Annotated in this window: 16 protein-coding genes; 12 read left to right on the forward strand and 4 right to left on the reverse strand. The window is 64.3% G+C overall.

Annotated elements, in window-relative coordinates:
• The first annotated feature begins 112 nt into the window (after window positions 1–112).
• The 3 genes from XH79_RS31520 to XH79_RS31530 all read left to right on the forward strand — a co-directional run bounded on the left by XH79_RS31520 (window position 113) and on the right by XH79_RS31530 (window position 2,598).
• Complete coding sequence (locus XH79_RS31520) at window positions 113–529, forward strand: hypothetical protein (protein ID WP_271584178.1); 417 nt, start codon at window positions 113–115, stop codon at window positions 527–529.
• 203 nt (window positions 530–732) lie between these two features.
• The gene (locus XH79_RS31525; protein ID WP_271584179.1) at window positions 733–2,055 is read left to right on the forward strand and encodes an epoxide hydrolase family protein; all 1,323 of its coding nucleotides are present in this window, start codon (window positions 733–735) and stop codon (window positions 2,053–2,055) included.
• 393 nt (window positions 2,056–2,448) lie between these two features.
• The gene (locus tag XH79_RS31530; RefSeq protein WP_212343709.1) at window positions 2,449–2,598 is read left to right on the forward strand and encodes a hypothetical protein; all 150 of its coding nucleotides are present in this window, start codon (window positions 2,449–2,451) and stop codon (window positions 2,596–2,598) included.
• 106 nt (window positions 2,599–2,704) lie between these two features.
• On the opposite strand, the gene XH79_RS31535 is transcribed toward XH79_RS31530, so the two are convergent.
• The gene (locus XH79_RS31535) at window positions 2,705–3,160 is read right to left on the reverse strand and encodes a DoxX family protein (RefSeq protein WP_271584180.1); all 456 of its coding nucleotides are present in this window, start codon (window positions 3,158–3,160) and stop codon (window positions 2,705–2,707) included.
• 314 nt (window positions 3,161–3,474) lie between these two features.
• Between XH79_RS31535 and XH79_RS31540 the strand changes: the two genes are divergently transcribed.
• Window positions 3,475–4,293, forward strand: coding sequence for a hypothetical protein (locus XH79_RS31540; protein ID WP_271584181.1), 819 nt, complete (start codon window positions 3,475–3,477; stop codon window positions 4,291–4,293).
• A gap of 147 nt (window positions 4,294–4,440) precedes the next feature.
• On the opposite strand, the gene XH79_RS31545 is transcribed toward XH79_RS31540, so the two are convergent.
• A complete protein-coding gene (locus XH79_RS31545; RefSeq protein ID WP_271584182.1) occupies window positions 4,441–6,180 on the reverse strand; it encodes a methyl-accepting chemotaxis protein in 1,740 nt (579 codons plus the stop codon).
• 224 nt (window positions 6,181–6,404) lie between these two features.
• Between XH79_RS31545 and XH79_RS31550 the strand changes: the two genes are divergently transcribed.
• From XH79_RS31550 to XH79_RS31565, 4 genes are all read left to right on the forward strand, one after another.
• A complete protein-coding gene (locus tag XH79_RS31550) occupies window positions 6,405–7,787 on the forward strand; it encodes an ethanolamine ammonia-lyase subunit EutB (RefSeq protein WP_212343712.1) in 1,383 nt (460 codons plus the stop codon).
• A 145-nt stretch (window positions 7,788–7,932) separates the two neighbouring features.
• The gene (locus tag XH79_RS31555; RefSeq protein WP_212343713.1) at window positions 7,933–9,519 is read left to right on the forward strand and encodes a B12-binding domain-containing radical SAM protein; all 1,587 of its coding nucleotides are present in this window, start codon (window positions 7,933–7,935) and stop codon (window positions 9,517–9,519) included.
• Window positions 9,516–10,301, forward strand: coding sequence for an ethanolamine ammonia-lyase subunit EutC (eutC, locus tag XH79_RS31560; protein ID WP_271584183.1), 786 nt, complete (start codon window positions 9,516–9,518; stop codon window positions 10,299–10,301). The genes XH79_RS31555 and eutC overlap by 4 nt, the downstream gene beginning before the upstream one ends.
• A gap of 206 nt (window positions 10,302–10,507) precedes the next feature.
• Complete coding sequence (locus tag XH79_RS31565; RefSeq protein WP_271584184.1) at window positions 10,508–12,874, forward strand: efflux RND transporter permease subunit; 2,367 nt, start codon at window positions 10,508–10,510, stop codon at window positions 12,872–12,874.
• Window positions 12,875–12,902: 28 nt separating this feature from the next.
• On the opposite strand, the gene XH79_RS31570 is transcribed toward XH79_RS31565, so the two are convergent.
• Together XH79_RS31570 and XH79_RS31575 are read right to left on the reverse strand one after the other, a co-directional pair.
• Entirely contained in the window at window positions 12,903–13,748 is an 846-nt protein-coding gene (locus XH79_RS31570) for a hypothetical protein (protein ID WP_212343716.1), read from the reverse strand.
• Window positions 13,749–13,831: 83 nt separating this feature from the next.
• Window positions 13,832–14,329, reverse strand: a complete 498-nt coding sequence (locus XH79_RS31575; RefSeq protein ID WP_018648252.1) for a hypothetical protein — start codon at window positions 14,327–14,329, stop codon at window positions 13,832–13,834.
• Window positions 14,330–14,790: 461 nt separating this feature from the next.
• On the opposite strand from XH79_RS31575, the gene XH79_RS31580 reads away from it, so the two are divergent.
• The 4 genes from XH79_RS31580 (at window position 14,791) to hpnE (ending at window position 18,187) form a co-directional block, all read left to right on the forward strand.
• A complete protein-coding gene (locus XH79_RS31580) occupies window positions 14,791–15,024 on the forward strand; it encodes a hypothetical protein (RefSeq protein WP_008553259.1) in 234 nt (77 codons plus the stop codon).
• Between the two features lie 193 nt (window positions 15,025–15,217).
• Window positions 15,218–16,102, forward strand: a complete 885-nt coding sequence (gene hpnC / locus XH79_RS31585) for a squalene synthase HpnC (RefSeq protein WP_271584185.1) — start codon at window positions 15,218–15,220, stop codon at window positions 16,100–16,102.
• Complete coding sequence (gene hpnD, locus XH79_RS31590) at window positions 16,092–16,931, forward strand: presqualene diphosphate synthase HpnD (RefSeq protein WP_271584186.1); 840 nt, start codon at window positions 16,092–16,094, stop codon at window positions 16,929–16,931. The genes hpnC and hpnD overlap by 11 nt, the downstream gene beginning before the upstream one ends.
• Entirely contained in the window at window positions 16,931–18,187 is a 1,257-nt protein-coding gene (gene hpnE / locus XH79_RS31595) for a hydroxysqualene dehydroxylase HpnE (RefSeq protein ID WP_271584187.1), read from the forward strand. The genes hpnD and hpnE overlap by 1 nt, the downstream gene beginning before the upstream one ends.
• Window positions 18,188–18,239 lie beyond the last annotated feature (52 nt).

The following is an 18,239-nucleotide window of genomic DNA, read 5'->3' on the forward strand; positions in this document are numbered from 1 at the left end:
GCTGTCCTGCGCCAGCATGTGCATTCACGGATGCGCAGAGGAATGCAGCGGCCCCGGAACTGCTCAGTTCGACATGTGACCTCTTGGCGGAAATTAACGTCTTGCGGTCAAGATGACCGACATGCACTCCGAATGGCGTCGTCAGCTGCCCTATTTGGTCCATACCAACAGAGAACTCGGTCTGATGCTGAGGGGTGTGAAGCCCCTTGCATATTTCATGGAGATCGTCGGCCGTGAGCCGGACGCCTGTCTTCGGTATTGGCGCATGTTCGACAGGCAGGTTGCTGTAGGTCGCCTGATGAGGCGCGAAGTGATTGAACCATGTCCTGACCTGCCCCAGCTCGAATATCGGATGCTGTTCTACACCTTACCGGGTCACGAGTGGCGGGTAGATGCCATGCTTGTGCTTCTGAACGAGCCCGGAGCCTGGTCCGACGACCGCGAACGGCGCTTTGGCGAATTGCTTGGCTACGAGGGCTGGCAGATCGACTATTGGCTGACGCATCGTCGCTCGCTGACAGACGCTTAGCCCAACGTCATCAGACGGTGGGTGGATTCTACGATATATTGTTTGTAGCACGGTCACTGGGCAGTCCATACCAAAGGTATCATCCGAACAATTGCTCATACGCTTGGCCTAGGCACAGCTGCGCTCATTCTTACGGTCGAAGCTGGCCGACGCATCGCAATTCACTAAGTCTAGGAGCGGGCTTGCAAACAAGGAGGTCGAACATGACTGCAATCTCCTCCTCACTCACCCGGCGACGCCTCCTCGCAGGGTCAGTCGCAACCGGTGCCGTCAGCTTGCTTCCAATACATTTCGTCGCCGCACGCGCGCAATCGAAGCAAGCAGGGTCCCCGCTTGGTACGACCAAAGTCGACGCGATTCTTCCCTTCCGCGTCAATGTCCGGGGTGAAGACCTCGCTAATCTCCGCCGGCGCCTCGCGTCCACGCGCTGGCCCACCAAAGAGCTCGTTGAGGATCGGTCGCAGGGTGTGCAGCTGGCGACGCTGCGGGCGCTCGCCCGCTACTGGTCGACTGAGTACGACTGGCGCAAGTGCGAGGCGCGGCTAAACGCGCTGCCACAGTTCACGACCGTGATCGACGGGGTGAAGATCCATTTCATCCACGTCAAGTCCCGGCATGAGAACGCGCTGCCGCTGATCATGACGCATGGCTGGCCTGGCTCGGTCATCGAGCTCCTGGATACGGTCGGTCCCCTGACTGACCCGACCAAGTATGGCGGCACTCCCGAGGATGCATTCCACCTGGTGCTGCCGTCCTTGCCTGGCTACGGCTTCTCAGGTGAGCCGACCGAACTCGGCTGGGACGCCGCCCGCATCGCGCGTGCGTGGGCGGTGCTGATGGATCGCCTCGGTTACACGCGCTACGTCGCCCAGGGTGGCGACGTAGGAGCCGCAGTCACGGATGCGATGGGGCGCCAGGCACCCAAGGGACTTCTCGGCATCCACGTCAACTTGCTCGCGGGTGTGGCGGCAATGTCCGACAAGCTGCCCGCAGAATCCGAGAAGGAACGCGCGGCGCAGAAGGCGGCCGCGACGTTCAGGGTGAGTGGCTTTGGCTACTTCCTGGAACAGTCGACGCGGCCGCAGACGATCGGCTACTCCCTGCTGGACTCCCCCCTCGGGCTCGCGAGCTGGATGCTCGATCATGACACGGACAGCTACTACAAGATTTCCCGAGCGTTCGTGGAGGGTAGGCCCGCGGGCAATCTCACCCGGGACAACATCCTCGACAACATCACGCTGTACTGGCTGACGGGCACTGGGGCCTCGGCCGCACGGTGGTACTGGGAGGCCGGACAGGCCGCGGCCCGTGCGGCCGGCAAGTCTTCTCCGGCGGTCGCGGTTCCCGTGGGATTTACGACGTTCCCCGGCGAAATCTTTGCTGCGCCCCGAAGTTGGGTCGAGACTATGTACCCCGGCGTCGCCTACTTCAGCGAGGCCGAACGTGGCGGACATTTCGCCGCCTGGGAGGAGCCGAAGCTGTTTTCAGATGAGGTACGTGCAGCCTTCAGATCATTGCGCAAATAACGGACCAGAGGCTCGACGCCGACGATGTTGAGCACGCGCGTCAGATTGTAGGTCAGCGCACACCGCGCCATCTCCGTGGCGACCTTCGGCAGCGTCTTGCACAGGAAGTTCGCCCGGCCAGGCGGCAGGAATGCATGGCCCGGCTTCTGGCCTGGCTGCGACCTAACCATCAAACACTGGGATCTCGCCGAGTTGCTGGAAAATGGTAACTGACTGCCGCTCGCTCGTTGCCTCGGCAGCGCGCAGCCGGTTGCCGGGGTCTTGCCGAATATTTCATCGCGATGGCCGTTCCGAGTGTTTCGGCGAGTTGCCACTTTTTGGAGGGCTTGCCGCGCCGGGTCCATTCGGCGACACTGCTCGTATTTCAAGTAGTTGTTTCAAAGGGGGCCTTTCATGCCCGAGACATTGGAAAGCCTGTTGTGGTGTGCCGCGGCGGCGACGTGGCTGATGCTTCTCTTCAGGATCATGGGTGAGCTCTTGAAGCCGCTCTCGAAACGCTTCGGCCATCTGCTCGAGGTTGCCTTCAGGCCAAGAGCGAAGTGATGCGGTAACGGCCTTCCTCCGAGGCCACATCGTGTTGCCTCAGCGCACTCGCTGCTCTGCGCGTGGCGAAGACACTTGCGCCGTGAGGCTGAAACCAGCGACGCCGCTAGCCCGCCAGTCTCCGATCGAGGGAAAACCGGCCCGCTCCGGTGACGAAGATCAACAGAGCGCCGCCCATGATCGAGATGTTCTTCAGGAAATGATTGTACTGACCGATCTGTTGCGCACCGGCGGGATATTCCCAGTAACGATGTCCGATCGCAGTCGCCGAGAATACGAACAGAAACATCACGATTGCACAGTAGCGCGTGCCAACGCCGAGGATCAAACAAGCCGACATCAATATTTCCAGCGCGACGGTGGCCGTCGTGAACAGCAGCGGCGCGGGAACGTTCAGCGACCGGAAATAGCCGACCGAGCCGCTGAAGTTGCCAAGCGCACCGTACACGCTTCCGACGAAGACCCAGGCAAGCAGGATGCGGCCGACCAGGATCAGCAGGTCGGCACTGCCAGTGGCGAACTTGTCGATCGCAGATGTGGACCATGGAGAGCGGAATGGCATGATTACTGCCCTATCGCGCCTAGCTGTCTGACAACGGCACTTCAATATCGGTGATCGTATCACGACCGGCGAGTCTGCCAATCCCGAGCTGTCCGCAGCGGACTCCACGAACTGGGTGTGTACCGCGCTGTTGAGCCGATGTGACCTCGGTGCTATCCTTCAACTCCATCATTCCCGTTAGGTCTGATGAGGCGGGTGATCGACTTGAGAACTGCCGCCTGCCGTTTGGAAATTGCAATATTTGAATACCTCGAGCCCGCCGTCGAACGCATTTCAGTGTTGCCGGGCAATGTTCATGGACGTCATTTCCCTCCGTGCTTTCCATCGACCCGGAGGCGGGCTTCTTTGCCGAGCGCTATCGAAAAAGCGATTTCGCCATGTCTATTCCGACAAGCCGAGCCAATTGCAGGGCAGGCAACGATCATTTGAATGCAAGACGATTGAGCCGCTGCCTCATGGTTTCCATGTCATGTGCAGCCTGCCTCGTTCAATTCGCAAGCACCGCGTCGGCCCAATGTGCGCCCCGCAACGTTCTGCGGAATCAGCTGACGTTCAAGATGCATTCCGCGCAAGCATCCCGGCAGCCCATCAAGTCGGCCCGCGATGTTGCGACATGGAAGACGATTGCAATCGGCGGCTTCGCTAACCCGATCAGGTTGCGCAACGAGCTGCATGGAATGGGCTGCAATGTCGGTGGGCAGGCCGCTGAAATCCTCGCTCGACCGGCATTCACCGTCAGCTCGCAAAAGACCGAAGTGGAGCTCGTGGTCGTATCGCCGGTCCAGCTTGGGTTTACGTCCGACACGGCGACCTTGGCCGACGTTTACGCGCGCGCTCGGGAATTCGGCTTTGAGCTAGTTGCGGCAGAGGTCGGCCCGCAATTGCGCATCCAATATCTCGACCAGCCGATGGGTGAATTTCTCATCATCGCAATGGAGCCGATCAAGACGTGGAGTGGCGAGCCGATTATTCTGAATGTGGCAAATGGTGGAGCCGGATTGATCCTGATCGGCCAGGACGGCAGAGCCGAAGCGGGCATCCCGACGACATCCCGCTTCGTCTTCGCGCGGTCCCGTCGATCCCTATCCACTACCGAGGTCGTCAAGCAGGTAGCAGCCCGGCTGCCGCCGTGAACGGGACCGGCGGGAATTTCGGCGATGCGCGACCTAATCGCTGCGGTCAAGATCGTGTTCTCCGCATGGCCGCCCGCGTCTCGCAGGATACTTTCTTGGCCCGCGCGCATGTCTATGCTGCGTTGGCGGCGGCGCGTGACGCGTCCGTCACCCAGCCCTGGCGATGCGACCGTCCGCCGCGCCCGAGCGCAGGTTCTGGAAGAACGTCTCCACCTCCCGCGACAGCGTCGCCGCCGTCTCGGTCAGACTGCTTGCCGCCGTCAGCACGGACGCGGCCGCCGTGTCGGTCTCACCGATGGCGTCGCGCAGCGAGGTGATGTTGGCGACGAGGGTCTCGTTGCCTTGCGCGGCCGATTGCGCATTGGACGAGATTTCGCGCGTGGCCTGGTCCTGCTGGCCGACGGCGCCGGCGATGGCAGACGTGACCTCGTTGATCTCGCGCACCGCGCCGCCGATCTCGCGCACGGCGTCGACCGCGTTGCGGGTGGAGGCCTGGATCATCGCGACGTTCTCGCTGATGTCGGCGGTCGCTTTCGCGGTCTGTCCCGCCAGTGCCTTGACCTCGTGGGCAACGACGGCAAAGCCGCGGCCGGCATCGCCGGCGCGTGCGGCCTCGATGGTGGCGTTGAGCGCGAGCAGGTTGGTCTGCTCGGCGATCGCCTGGATCAGGCTGAGCACGCCGTCGATGCGCTGGGTCGCAGCCGCAAGGCTTTCGATCTCCGCTATCGATTTCTCGGTGCGCTGGCCGGTCTGCTCGACCGCACCGGCGCTCTGCCGCACCTGGCGGCCGATCTCCTCGACGGAGGCCGACAGCTCCTCGGCCGCGCCCGCGACCGCCGTGACATTGTGCGAGGCCTGCTCGGTGGCGCTCGCCGCCGTGCCGGCGCGGCTGCTCGCGTCGGCCGTGACGCGGGTGATGGTCTGCGCGGTCTCGCGCATGACGGAGGCGTTGTCGCTGAGCCCGCGCATGATCGCGCCGATCGCCTCGCGGAATGCTTCGACGGATTGCTCGATGTGACGGCTGCGCGCCTCGCGCGCGGCGGAGTCCTGCGAGACCTGCGAGGCAAGGTTGCGGTTACGCCCCATCGCGTCCTGAAACACCTGGATCGCGCGGGCGAGTGCGCCGATCTCGTCGGCGCGGTCGGAGTGCGGTACCTCGACGTTCTCGGCGCCGTCGGCGACCTGCTTGATGGTCGCGGTGATCGCGGCGAGCGGCCGGGCGATCGAGCGGGCGATGATGACGATGCCGATCACGACGAGGGCCAGCGCCACGCCGCCGAGGCAGGTCAGGACGAAGGACAGGGTGCGGTTGGTCTCGGTTTGCTGGGCGATCTGCCTGGCGCGCTCGGCATAGACCTTGGACAGCGCCTCGAGATCCTTGTTCAGCGCCGAGCGCACCGCGCGGTTGGCGTCGTTGTCGCCCCATTCGCGGCCTGCGGCCGCGTTGATCTCGACGCCGCGCCGCACCAGCTCCTTGCGGAAGTCGACGAACTGCTCGATGCGCTTCTTGAAGGTTGCGAACTGCTCGGCATCGTCGGCTTTGACGATGGTCTCCCAGCGCTTCACGACATCAAGGATCTGGGCGTTGAACTTGAGCAGGCCCTCGCCGTATTTCTTCACCACGGCGGGCTCGGTCGACATGTAGACGCCGCGCGATTCCATCACCACCGCATAGACCAGCGAGTTGACGCGCTCGACGTTCAGCGCGGCTGCATTCGCGGTCTCGATCGCGCTGGTCAGCTCGGCGCTGCGGCGGCTGTTGTAGTCGGACAGCATCGCGATCGCCGCCGTGAGCAGCGCGAACAGCGCGAAGATCGCGTAGAGCTTGGTGGCAAGCGTGAAACGGCCAGCCAGGCCGGCGGCATTCCCAGATCGGTCGGATGTCATGGTGTTCAGGTGCCCGGAATGGCCTGAAGCGGCCGGTGAGCGCAGTTCGAGCGAAATTGATGCAAAACTATGCGGAACGAAGATGGACGCGGCGTTAACGCGCCCCTTGGCTGCCTTCGTCCTTAGTCGAAAGAAAGGTAAGTTATTTCAGCGTCTTGATCCCGAGGTAGAGTTTCAGGATAGTGCTGGAGTCGGCCGTTGGCCGACGAGTCCCGGAGAGGCCCTTGGTCTACCGCCACACCATCGACGCCACGACCTACACATTCCCCGATCTGCGCGACCTGCTCGCCAAGGCGACCCCGCCGCGCTCCGGCGACCGGCTGGCCGGAATTGCCGCTGCCAGCGCCGAGCAGATGATCGCGGCGCGGATGGCGCTGGCGGATGTGCCGCTCGGGCAGTTCCTGCAGGAAGCCGTCATTCCCTATGAGACCGACGAGGTCACCCGCCTCGTCATCGACAGCCATGACGCCAGGGCCTTTGCGCCGGTGGCATCGCTGACCGTCGGCGCCTTTCGTGACTGGCTGCTGTCGGACGCTGCAACGCCCGACATCCTGCGCAAGCTGGCACCCGGCATCACCCCGGAGATGGCGGCCGCCGTGTCGAAACTGATGCGCAACCAGGACCTGATCCTGGCAGCGCGGAAATGCGAAGTTGTCACTGCCTTCCGCAATACCATCGGTCTGAAGGGGCGGATGAGCACGCGGCTGCAGCCCAACCATCCGTTCGACGATGCCAGGGGCATCACCGCCTCGATCCTCGATGGCATCCTGCTGGGGGCCGGCGATGCCTGTATCGGCATCAACCCGGCCAGCGACGATCCCGCCGTCATCGCCCAATTGCTGCGGCTGCTGGACGAGATCATCGCGCGGCTGAAAATCCCGACGCAGGCTTGCGTGCTCACCCATGTCACGACGACGCTGTCGCTGATCGGGCAGGGCGTGCCGGTCGATCTCGTCTTCCAGTCGGTCGCCGGCACCGAGGCCGCCAACCGCAGTTTTGGCATCGACCTCGCGCTGCTGAAGGAGGGGCAGGAGGCCGGCCTGTCGCAGAGGCGCGGCACGGTCGGGCAGAACGTGATGTATTTCGAGACCGGGCAGGGGTCGGCGCTGTCGGCGGGCGCCCATCACGGCGTCGACCAGCAGACCTGCGAGGCCCGCGCCTATGCGGTCGCCCGCGCCTTTGCGCCGCTCCTCGTCAACAGCGTGGTCGGCTTCATCGGCCCGGAATATCTCTATGACGGCAAGGAGATCATCCGGGCGGGCCTGGAGGATCATTTTTGCGGCAAGCTGCTCGGCCTGCCGCTCGGGATCGACATCTGCTACACCAACCATGCCGAGGCGGACCAGGACGACATGGACAATCTGCTGACGCTGCTTGCGGCTGCCGGCGTCACCTTCATCATGGGCGTGCCCGGCGCCGACGACGTCATGCTGAACTACCAGTCGACGTCTTTTCACGACGCGCTCTATGTCCGCGACGTCTTCGCCTTGCGCCGCGCGCCGGAATTCGACGACTGGCTGGTGCAGTCGGGCATTGCGGGTGCCGATTTCCGCCTGGCCGGCGATGCAGGCCTGCTACCCGATTTCGCCTCGCGGCTGATCGCGTGACGCGGCCGGGAGTCCCCCAGGAAACCATTGGTCCCCCTCGGAATTAAGCTCATGCCACAATATTGAGAAATTCCGGCGACAGCATTACGCTATGTGTCTGGCTGGCAATTTCCGCAACCAGGTCGAGTGTGGCGGGGGAGCTTAGATGCGAGCTGAAAGCAACGGTACGTCCCGGCGGATTCTCTGCGTATTTCCGCGCTACACGTCCTCGTTCGGTACGTTCGAGCATTCCTATCCCCTGACCGATGGCGTCCGCGCCTTCATGCCGCCGCAGGGCCTGCTGCTGATCTCCGCTTATCTTCCGAAGGAATGGCAGGTCAAATTCGTCGACGAGAACCTCCGCCGCACGACCAAGGAAGAGTTCGAATGGGCGGAGATTGTCTTCGTCAGCGGCATGCATATCCAGCGCCAGCAGATGAACGACATCTGCCGCCGCGCCCATGAGTTCGATCTGCCGGTCGCGCTCGGCGGTCCCTCCGTCAGCGCCTGTCCGGACTATTATCCGTCGTTCGACTATCTCCATGTCGGCGAACTCGGCGATGCCACCAACCAGCTGATCGAGATCCTCTCGCGCGACACCTCGCGTCCTGACGAACAGGTGGTCCTCACCACCAAGGACCGGGTGCCGATGACGGAATTCCCGATCCCGGCCTACGAGCTCGCCGACGTGAAGAGATACTTCCTCGGCAGCATCCAGTATTCCAGCGGCTGTCCCTATCAGTGCGAGTTCTGCGACATCCCCGGCCTGTACGGGCGCAATCCGCGCATCAAGACGCCGGAGCAGATCATCGCCGAGCTCGACCGCCTGCGCGAATGCGGCATGACCGACACGGTCTATTTCGTCGACGACAATTTCATCGGCAACCGCAAGGCGGCGATGGATCTGCTGCCGCATCTGATCGAATGGCAGAAGCGGACGGGCTACGTGGTGCGGCTCGCCTGCGAGGCGACGCTCAACATCGCCAAGCGCCCCGAGATCCTCGAGAAGATGCGCGAGGCCTATTTCATCACCATCTTCTGCGGCATCGAGACGCCCGACCCCGATGCCCTGAAGGCGATGCACAAGGACCACAACATGATGGTCCCGATCCTGGAGGGTGTGCACACCATCAACTCCTACGGCATGGAGGTCGTCTCGGGCATCATCATGGGGCTCGACACCGACAAGCCGAACACGTCGGAGGCGCTGCTCGCCTTCGTCGAGGAATCCCGGATTCCGCTGCTCACCATCAACCTGCTCCAGGCGCTGCCGAAGACGCCGCTGTGGGACCGTCTGGAGAAGGAGGGGCGCCTGGTCGAGGACGACGGGCGCGATTCCAACGTCGACTTCCTGTTGCCCTATGACGAGGTCGTCGCATCCTGGAAGCACGCCATGGCGGTCGCTTACGAGCCCGAGAAGGTCTATGCGCGCTTCCAGTATCAATGCGACCACGTCTATGTACACCGCCTCAAGGTGCCGGTGCCGGACGAGATGAAGACCTGGCCCAACATCCGGCGTGGCCTCGTCATGCTGCGCAACATCTTCTGGAAGGTCGGCGTGCTCGGCGACTACAAGCGCGTGTTCTGGAAGTTCGCGCTCGGACGCATCAAGCATGGCGACATGGAAGGCCTGATCGGCTGCACCCTGATCGCGCACCATCTCATCACCTTTGCGCGCGCAGCTTCCAGCGGCAAACAGAACGCCTCGAACTATTCGATCCGGCTGCGCGAGGCTGCCGTTCCCGCCGAATGAGTGACAGATCCGTTCCGGCCCGCCCCATTCTCGATCTCAGGTCGTTCACGCCCGCGCGCGTCGCGCTCGGGCGTAGCGGCGCAAGCCTGCCGACCACAGCGCTGCTCGACTTCACGCTGGACCATGCCCGTGCCCGCGATGCCGTGCATGCGGCCTTCGATGCGCCGCGTCTGGTCGCCGATCTCGGCGCGCTCGGTCTCGCCGTCAGCGAGGCGAGGAGCCAGGCACTCGACCGCCGGGACTATCTGCGGCGCCCCGATCTCGGACGACAGCTCGATTCAGGTTCCGCCGAAGCTCTCGCGCGAGTCGTCACCGGGCCATGCCAGCTCGCGCTCGTGATCGGCGACGGCCTGTCGGCGGCGGCGGTCCACGCCCATGCGGTGGCGCTGGTGGCGCGCCTGCTGCCGTTGCTCGCGGAGGGCGACGCTGTCGCGCTCGGCCGTGTCGTCGTCGCCTCAGGCGCGCGCGTCGCGCTCGGCGACGAGATCGGTGCGATTCTCGGCGCGCGCATGGTCGCGATGCTGATCGGCGAACGGCCCGGCCTGTCCGCGCCCGACAGTCTCGGCGCCTATCTGACCTTCGCGCCGAAGCCCGGCCGCACCGATGCCGAGCGCAATTGCGTGTCGAACATCCACAACGCCGGGTTGAGCCATGACGAGGCCGCCTTCAAGATCGCCTGGCTCGTCCGCGAGGGCCTGGCCCGGGAGGTCACCGGCGTGGCGCTGAAGGACGAGAGCGCGGACCGGGCGGCGCGTCGAATTGGCACGGCATTGCCGGAATGACGGGCATTCCGGCAAAATCGCCGCATCTTGATCGATTCGGCCACCCTTCGTGCGCTTGCGAAAAGGCCTTTTGACCTGCTAAACCGCTGCCGGCGATTTTCCGCGCATTTTCAACGGGCAAGCCTCCCATTGGTATGGCGTTTTCAAGCCGTTCGCGGGGCGCAATAAGCTCACAAGACCGAGCCGATTTAGGAACTGGACAAGGCATGCTCGAAAAGCACAGCGAGAGTGAGGTTCATGTCGACAAGGTCGAGCAGGGACCTGCGTCCTCCATCGCCTTCGGGCTGGAGCGCATCGGGCTGATCGCCGTCCGGGCCCCGATCATCTCCTGCATCGTCCTGCTCGCCCTGATTGTCGGCGCCGTATTCGGCATCTACCGGATCAAGATCGACGATTCGCTGTCGCAGCTGTTCCGTTCCGACACACGCGAATTCAAGCAGTATGAAGAGGTCACGAAGAAGTTCCCGGCCGAGGAATTCGACGTCCTGGTCGTGGTCGAGGGCAAGACCCTGCTGGCGCGGAACAACCTCGAGAAGCTGCGTGACTTCGTCACCGACATGCAGCTGGTCGAAGGCACGCGCGGGCTGGTTTCGCTGTTCTCGGCGCGCCAGGCCCCGGCGCCGGGCAAGCTGCCGGCGGCGCTGTTCCCGCCCGAGCTGCCCGAGGGCGCGGCCTATGACAAGTTCATCGAGACCGTCAAGAACAACGAGATCATCCGCGGCAAGCTGCTGTCGGAGGACGGCACGCTGGCGCTGATCGTGCTCTCGCTCGATCCCGCAGTGGTCGCCTCCAGCAAGCTGACCAAGACCGTCGCCGACATCCGCGCGCTGATGAAGGAAGATCTCAGCGATACCGGGCTCAACGTGCAGCTCTCCGGCGTGCCGGTGATGCAGCTCGAGATCCGCAACGCGGTCGAGCGCGACGGACTCACCTACAACATCCTCGGCATCCTCGCCGGCTGCATCATCGCCATCATCTTCTTCCGCAAGATCTCGTTCATGATCGCGGCGGCGTTCCCGCCGATGATCGCGATCCTGCTGGCGCTGGGCGCGCTCGGCTGGGCCAATTTCAACCTCAACATGTTCCTGAACGTGATGACGCCGCTCATCATGGTGATCAGCTTCTCGGACTCGATGCAGCTGACCTTCGCCGCGCGCGACCGGCTGATCGCCGGCCAGGACAAGTTCACCGCGTTCAAGAACGCGGTGCTGGTGGTGGGGCCGGCCTGCGTGCTGACGCACGGCACCGCCGGCATTTCCTTCATCGCGCTGCAGTTCTCCGACTCCGATTTGATCCGCAAGTTCGGCGAGGCGGGGCTTGCCGCCACCATCATCGCGCTGGTCGCGGTGCTGTCGCTGGTACCGGTGTTCGGCGTGCTGTTCGTGCGCAACGAGAAGGTCTTTGCGGTCAAGTTCCAGGGCGCCGATGCCGGCGTCCAGGCGCTGCGCAATTTCTGCTACTGGATCGCGGTGCGCATGGTGGGCCGGCCCGGCCTGTTCAGCCTGATCGCGGTGCTGTTCGTCGGCGGCCTCGGCGTCATCTACGCCAATCTGGAGCCGCGCTACCGGCTCGCCGACCAGGTGCCGGACAAGCGCCAGGCGGTCGCCGCCAGCGACCGGCTCGACGCCAAGCTCACCGGCGCCAACCCCGTCAACGTGCTGATCCAGTTCCCCAAGGGTGAGACGCTCTATTCACCGGAGACGCTACAGACCATCGCCGACGTGCATGCGACCGTCGAGAAGGCGGCCGGCGTCGGCAACGTCTGGTCGATCGAGACCCTGCGCCGCTGGCTTGCGGAAAAGGCCGGTAGCGCCGACGTCGCGACGCTGAAGGAATATGTCAGCGTCATCCCCGAGCATCTGGTGCGGCGTTTCATCGACGCCGAGCAGGACGCCGTCGTGGTCGCGGGCCGCGTGCCCGACAAGGATTCCAGCCAGCTCCTGCCGATCGTCGACAAGCTCGATTCCGAGCTCGATGCCGTCCGCAAGAAGCATCCCGGCTACGAAGTCGCCGTGACCGGCCTCGCCGCCATTGCCGCACGCAACTCGGCCAGCATGATCGAGAAGCTGAACCGCGGCCTCACCGTCGAATTCGCGCTGGTCGCGATCTTCATCGGCCTTGCCTTCCGTTCCTGGGTCGTGATGTTCGCGTGCATCCTGCCGGGCATCTTCCCGGTGGTGATGTCGGGAACGGTGCTGTGGGCGATGGGCGAGGGGCTGCAATTCGCCAGCGTCGTCGCGCTCACCGTCTCGTTCGGCTTAGGGCTCAGCGCCACCATCCACTTCCTCAATCGCCTCAGGCTCGAGAGCAAGCCGGGCGTCGGCTCGGCGCTCGCGGTGGAGCGGGCGACCGTGCTGGTCGGCCCGGCCCTGATTCTGACCACGGTGGTGCTGGCCTGCGGCCTCGTCGTCACCGTGTTCTCCGACCTGCCGTCGCTGCGGCTGTTCGGCTGGCTCAGCGCCTTCTCGATGGTGATGGCGCTCGTCGCCGACCTCTTCATCCTCAGGCCGACGGCGATGTGGCTGATCAACCTGCACGGCAAGCTGCAGGGCCCGGACAAGCCCGCGATCTGAGCGTGGGGCGGCAGACGCCGCCTCGCACTCACGCCTCGATGCGGACGATCCCGTACGGGTTGAACTTGAAATCGTCCGCGGCGTAGTCCTGCTCCCGCGATAGCGTGAGCTTGCGGTCGCGTAGTGTCGCCTCAACGCCGTGCTCGGCCATGGCGTTGGCGATCTCCTCCATCAGCATCACGGCGGACCATTCATTGCCGCGTGATTTCGCGACATAGACCTCCGGCAGGCCGACGAGGTGATAGCCGACGGTCTCGTAATAGCGATCGCCGCCGAGCGGGCGCTTGGCGAAGGCAAGGCGACAGGCCTTGGCGAGGGCGAGCGTCATGCCGAGGCCCTGGCCGGTCTTGGCGCCGTTGCGTGCCTGATCGGCGAGGCTGCGCCACCGCGCAAGCCCGTGGGCGATGCCCGCGCTCTCACCCTTCACGGCGGTGGCGCCGGCCTCGATCATCTCCTCGACGATGCGCAAGGCCGCCGCCGAATAGGCGACTGCCTTCTGCTGATCCATCGGCGGGCTCCGCACGTAGAGGACGGATTTGTGGTTGATCACGGCGGCCTCGTCGGACGCGGACCATGCCTTCGGGAAGACGCGGTCCCAGCACACGCCGAACGACCTCTCCATGCGCGGATCGGGCTTGGCTTGCGAATAGGTGCGATCGATCTCGAAGTTGAAATCGGCGATCGTCCTGGTCACCGCCTTCGGCGGATGCAGCAGGCTGTCATCCTTGCCGAGGAAGCAGAGTACGTGGCGCGGCTTTACCGCAGAAGGCTGCATGTCCGTCTCCCGCTTGATTGACGGTTGATCATTGGCCCACGCGCGACTGGCGGCGAAGAGCCCAATGGCTTTGAGCAGGTTTCTGCGGAGATGGTTCATGTCAGCAAAATGGTTGATGTCAGCAAAAAGCCCCCGGCTCGCGAGAACCGGGGGCGTGTTCCTTCCAACGCAGGGAAGAGCGATCAGCCCTTCGTCATCGTGATGTTGACGCCGCGGATCTCGCCTTTCGAGCTGATCTGCACCGTCTGCTTGGTGCCGTTGGTGCGCAGCGACAGATTGGCCGCGAAGCCGTTGGCCTCGACGAACACGTCGATCTGGCCGCCGCCGGCGGTGCCCTGGAGATTGCCGAAGATGTTGCGGCTCGCCTCGCTCCAGTTGCCGGAGATGCGGTCGCCCTGGCTCGTCACGTCGCTGGTGAGGTCGAACTTGTAGCTGTCGGAGGCGCAGTGCAGGGCCTGCTTGAGGTTGAGGCCGCTGCCGGCGACCTTGTAGTCTGCCTTGCAGCGGATGCGCTCGGTGGAGCCGTCGGACAGCGAGACCGTGCCGGTGCCGGTCCACGCGCCGTCGAAGCCGGCAAACGGTCCGGACGACTGTGCATGGCTTGCAGAAACCGAGAAGAGCAGCGCAGCGCCAACGCCGGCCGCAGTGATTGCCAGTCCAGATCGTCCAAAGAATTTCATCACAAATATCCCGTTTTGGAACGACGTCCGTTGAGGGTTAAGGACGTCTCGCCACATCGAAGGTTTAGTGTTCCGAGCCTGTGTCAGGTTCAACGCGCCGGGACCAGAGATGGCGGTTCACCGGGCGCCGGCGAAGGGCCCGGGCCACGCGATTTGCCCTGTTTCGGGGTGTTTCCGGCCGAAAGGGCGGGGCGGAGAGATGCAGCGCTGCAACAGCCGTGCAGTAAAATGCGAACCTTCTGAATTATGATGTAGTATCAATCTCTTACATCTGCCCCTGAAGGCGCAGGGAAGACCTGATTTGGTGGGGGCGGCGCCAATTTGGCCGCATTTGCCAGTGCTTGTGCCTTCTCTGAGGCCGCAACTTTCGCGGCGACTTGCCATCAGAACAATCCGTTCCGGTCGTTCGCCCAGTGCTGGCCGGGATCGGTGCGATTCTGCCGTCAGAATGAAGGAATACAATGCGTAAGCTTCTCGTCGCTCTCACCCTGCTGTCGGCATCCCTTTCGACGGCGGCGTTCGCCCAGCAAGGGCGTGGCACGGACGCCGAGCAGAAGGCCTGCACGCGCGATGTGCAGAAGTTCTGCCGTCCGGTCATCGACCAGGGCGATTTCACCATCCTGGCCTGCCTGAAGGAGAACCGGGCCAAGATCTCCCAGGCCTGCGACCAGGTCCTGAAGAACCACAACCAGTAAGCTCGGCCATTGGCCTACCCAAGGCGGCCCCCGGGCCGCCTGTTCGGGGGCGATCCGCGCAGGGCGGCCATCGACAGACAGGATTGGTTTTGCGGCCGTATTCCCCTATATGGGGGCCGCGGCGGCATCGCCGGCATGAGCCCGCGCGAGCGAAAAAGCCCTTCCTGTCCAAACGATTGTTAACCAGCCCTCGATGACCTCAGCGAGCGAATTGCGATCCGGCAAGGGTGACCGCGACGAGAATTTTCCCGTCGCGTCCTGGATCATTCATCCGCGTCATCGCGCCCTGATCCTGGCCTATTACAATTTCGTCCGCACCGCCGACGACATCGCCGACCACGCCACGCTGCCCCCCGACCAGAAGCTCGCTTATCTCGACCTGCTGGAGGCGGAGCTGCTCGGCAAGGGCGACACCCAGCTTGAGGCCGTCACGCTGCGCCGTGCGCTGGCCGAGCGCGGCATGCCGCCGCGTCACGCGCTCGACGTGCTGATCGCGTTCCGCATGGACGTGACCAAGCTGCGCTACGAGACCTGGGACGAGGTCATCCATTATTGCCGCTATTCGGCGATGCCGGTCGGCCGCTTCATGCTCGACGTCCATGGCGAGAGTACCTCGACCTGGGCCGCATCGGACGCGCTCTGCGCAGGGCTCCAGATCAACAATCACCTGCAGGATTGCGGCAAGGATTTCCGCGAGCTCAACCGAGTCTACCTGCCGCGCGATGCGCTGGCAGCACACGGCGCCTCCGTCGAGCAGCTTGGACTCGCGCAGTCGCCGCCGGCGATGCTCGCCTGCCTGCAGTCGCTCGCCGCGCGCAACGAGGCACTGCTCGACGAGGGCAGGTCTCTAGCCGCGGAAATCAGGGATTTCCGCCTCGGCGTCGACGTCGCCGTCATCCAGGCCTATGCCGATCGCATCGTGCGCCTGTTGAAGGTGCGCGATCCCTTGCGCGAGCGCGTGCATCTGAACAAGTTCGAGCTTCTCATCTTCAGCCTCGCCGGCATGATCGGCGAAGTCGGCCGTCGCGCGATCGGACGCAAGGCCATTTCCAGACCGGGGACTGCACATGACGCTTGAGGCGGCCACGCCCGGCGCCAGTTATGGCTCGACCGCATCCGGCAGCTCGTTCTATGCCGCGATGCGCATCCTGCCGCACGACCAGCGCGAAGCGATGTTCCAGATCTACAGCTTCTGCCGCCAGGTCGACGACATCGCCGATTCCGACGGCCCGCGCGACGAGCGGCTCGCCGCGCTTCAGGATTGGCGCAATGACATCGACGCGCTTTACCAGGGCAATCCGCCGCCGCGGCTGAAGGACTACGTCGCTTCGGTGAAGACCTTCGGGCTCAAGCGCGAGGATTTCCTGGCCATCGTCGACGGCATGGAGATGGACGTGCCGCAGGACATCCGCGCGCCCGACATGGCGACGCTGGATCTCTATTGCGACCGCGTCGCCAGCGCCGTGGGGCGGCTGTCGGTGCGGGTGTTCGGCATGCCGGAAGAAGACGGCATCCTACTCGCCTACCATCTCGGCCGCGCGCTCCAGCTCACCAACATCCTGCGCGACATCGACGAGGATGCAGGCCTCGGCCGGCTCTATCTGCCGCGCGAGGCGCTGCTGCATGCCGGCATCACCTCCAACGATCCGAACCGCGTGATCGCCGAGCGCGCGCTGCCGAAGGTCTGTGTGCCGCTGACGCAGCGTGCGAAGATGCATTTCGAGAAGTCGGACGAGATCATGAACCGCAACAGGCGCCGCGCCGTGCGCGCGCCGCGGATTATGTCGAAATACTATCACTCCATTCTGGACCTCCTGATCGCGCGCGGTTTCAACGCGCCGCGCGAGCCGGTGCGTGTGTCGAAGATCACACGCATCTTGATCCTGCTCCGTTACGCTTTCATCTGATGCAAAACACAGCTCACATCATCGGCGCTGGAATTTCCGGCCTCTCCGCCGCCGTGCGGCTCGCCAATGCCGGCTTCAAGGTCGCCGTGCACGAGGCGACGCACCAGGCCGGCGGCCGCTGCCGGTCCTATTTCGACGGCGCCACCAATCTCACCATCGACAACGGCAATCATCTGCTGCTGTCGGGCAACAGCCACGCGCGCGCTTATGCGCGTGCGATCGGCACCGAGGCCGGCCTCGTCGGCCCTGACAGCGCACAGTTTCCCTTCGTCGATATCAAGACCGGGCAGCGCTGGCAGATCGATCTCGGCGATGGCCGCTGGCCGACCTGGGTGCTCGATGAAGGCCGCCGCGTGCCCGACACGGGCCTCACCGATTATCTCAAGCTGGCGCCGCTGATCTGGGCGTCGGAGGAGACGCTGGTCGGCAAGTCCATTCCGACCGAAGGCATCCTCTACCAGCGTCTGGTGCAGCCGCTGCTGCTCGCCGCGCTCAACGTCGATCCGCCCGAAGGCTCGGCCGGGCTCGCCGGCGCGATCGTGCGCGAGACGCTGCTTGCGGGCGGGCAGGCCTGCCGTCCCCTCATCGCGCGCGATGGTCTCAGCGCGGTTCTCATCGAGCCGGCGGTGAAGTTCTTGGCTGAGCGCGGCCACACCGTTCAGCTCGGCCATGAGCTGCGTTCGTTCGTCAGCACCGACGGCAAGGTGACCGCGCTGAATTTCGGCGGCGAGGATGTGATCCAGCTCGGTGCGGGTGACGTGATCGTGATGGCGGTGCCGCCGCGCGCGGCAGCGAGCCTGCTGCCGGGCCTGAAGACGCCGACCGAATTCCGCGCCATCGTGAACGCGCATTTCCGCTTTGAGCCGCCGCCGGGCTCGGCGCCGATCCTCGGCGTGATCGGCGGCGTCGTGGAATGGCTGTTCGCGTTCCCGAACCGGCTCTCGGTGACCATCAGCAACGGCGATCGTCTCGTCGACATGCCGCGCGAGGAACTCGCGCAGGCGATCTGGAGCGACGTCTGCAAGGCGGGCGGTGTCTCCGGCGAGCTCCCGCCCTGGCAGATCGTGCGCGAGCGCCGTGCCACATTTGCGGCGACGCCTGCCCAGAATGCCCTGCGTCCGGGGCCGGTCACTGCGCTGAAAAACCTGTTCCTCGCCGGCGACTGGACTGCTACGGGATTGCCGGCAACCATCGAGGGATCGGTCCGGTCGGGTGACCGCGCCGCCGATCTGGTTCTGGCCGCCAAAGGATCCTGAAAAGCGGCCCTGACGGGCAAATGTCCCGGTCAACTTTCAATCGACTATCGGA

The organism is Bradyrhizobium sp. CCBAU 45389 (assembly GCF_028128625.1).
Lineage (GTDB): Bacteria > Pseudomonadota > Alphaproteobacteria > Rhizobiales > Xanthobacteraceae > Bradyrhizobium > Bradyrhizobium liaoningense_B.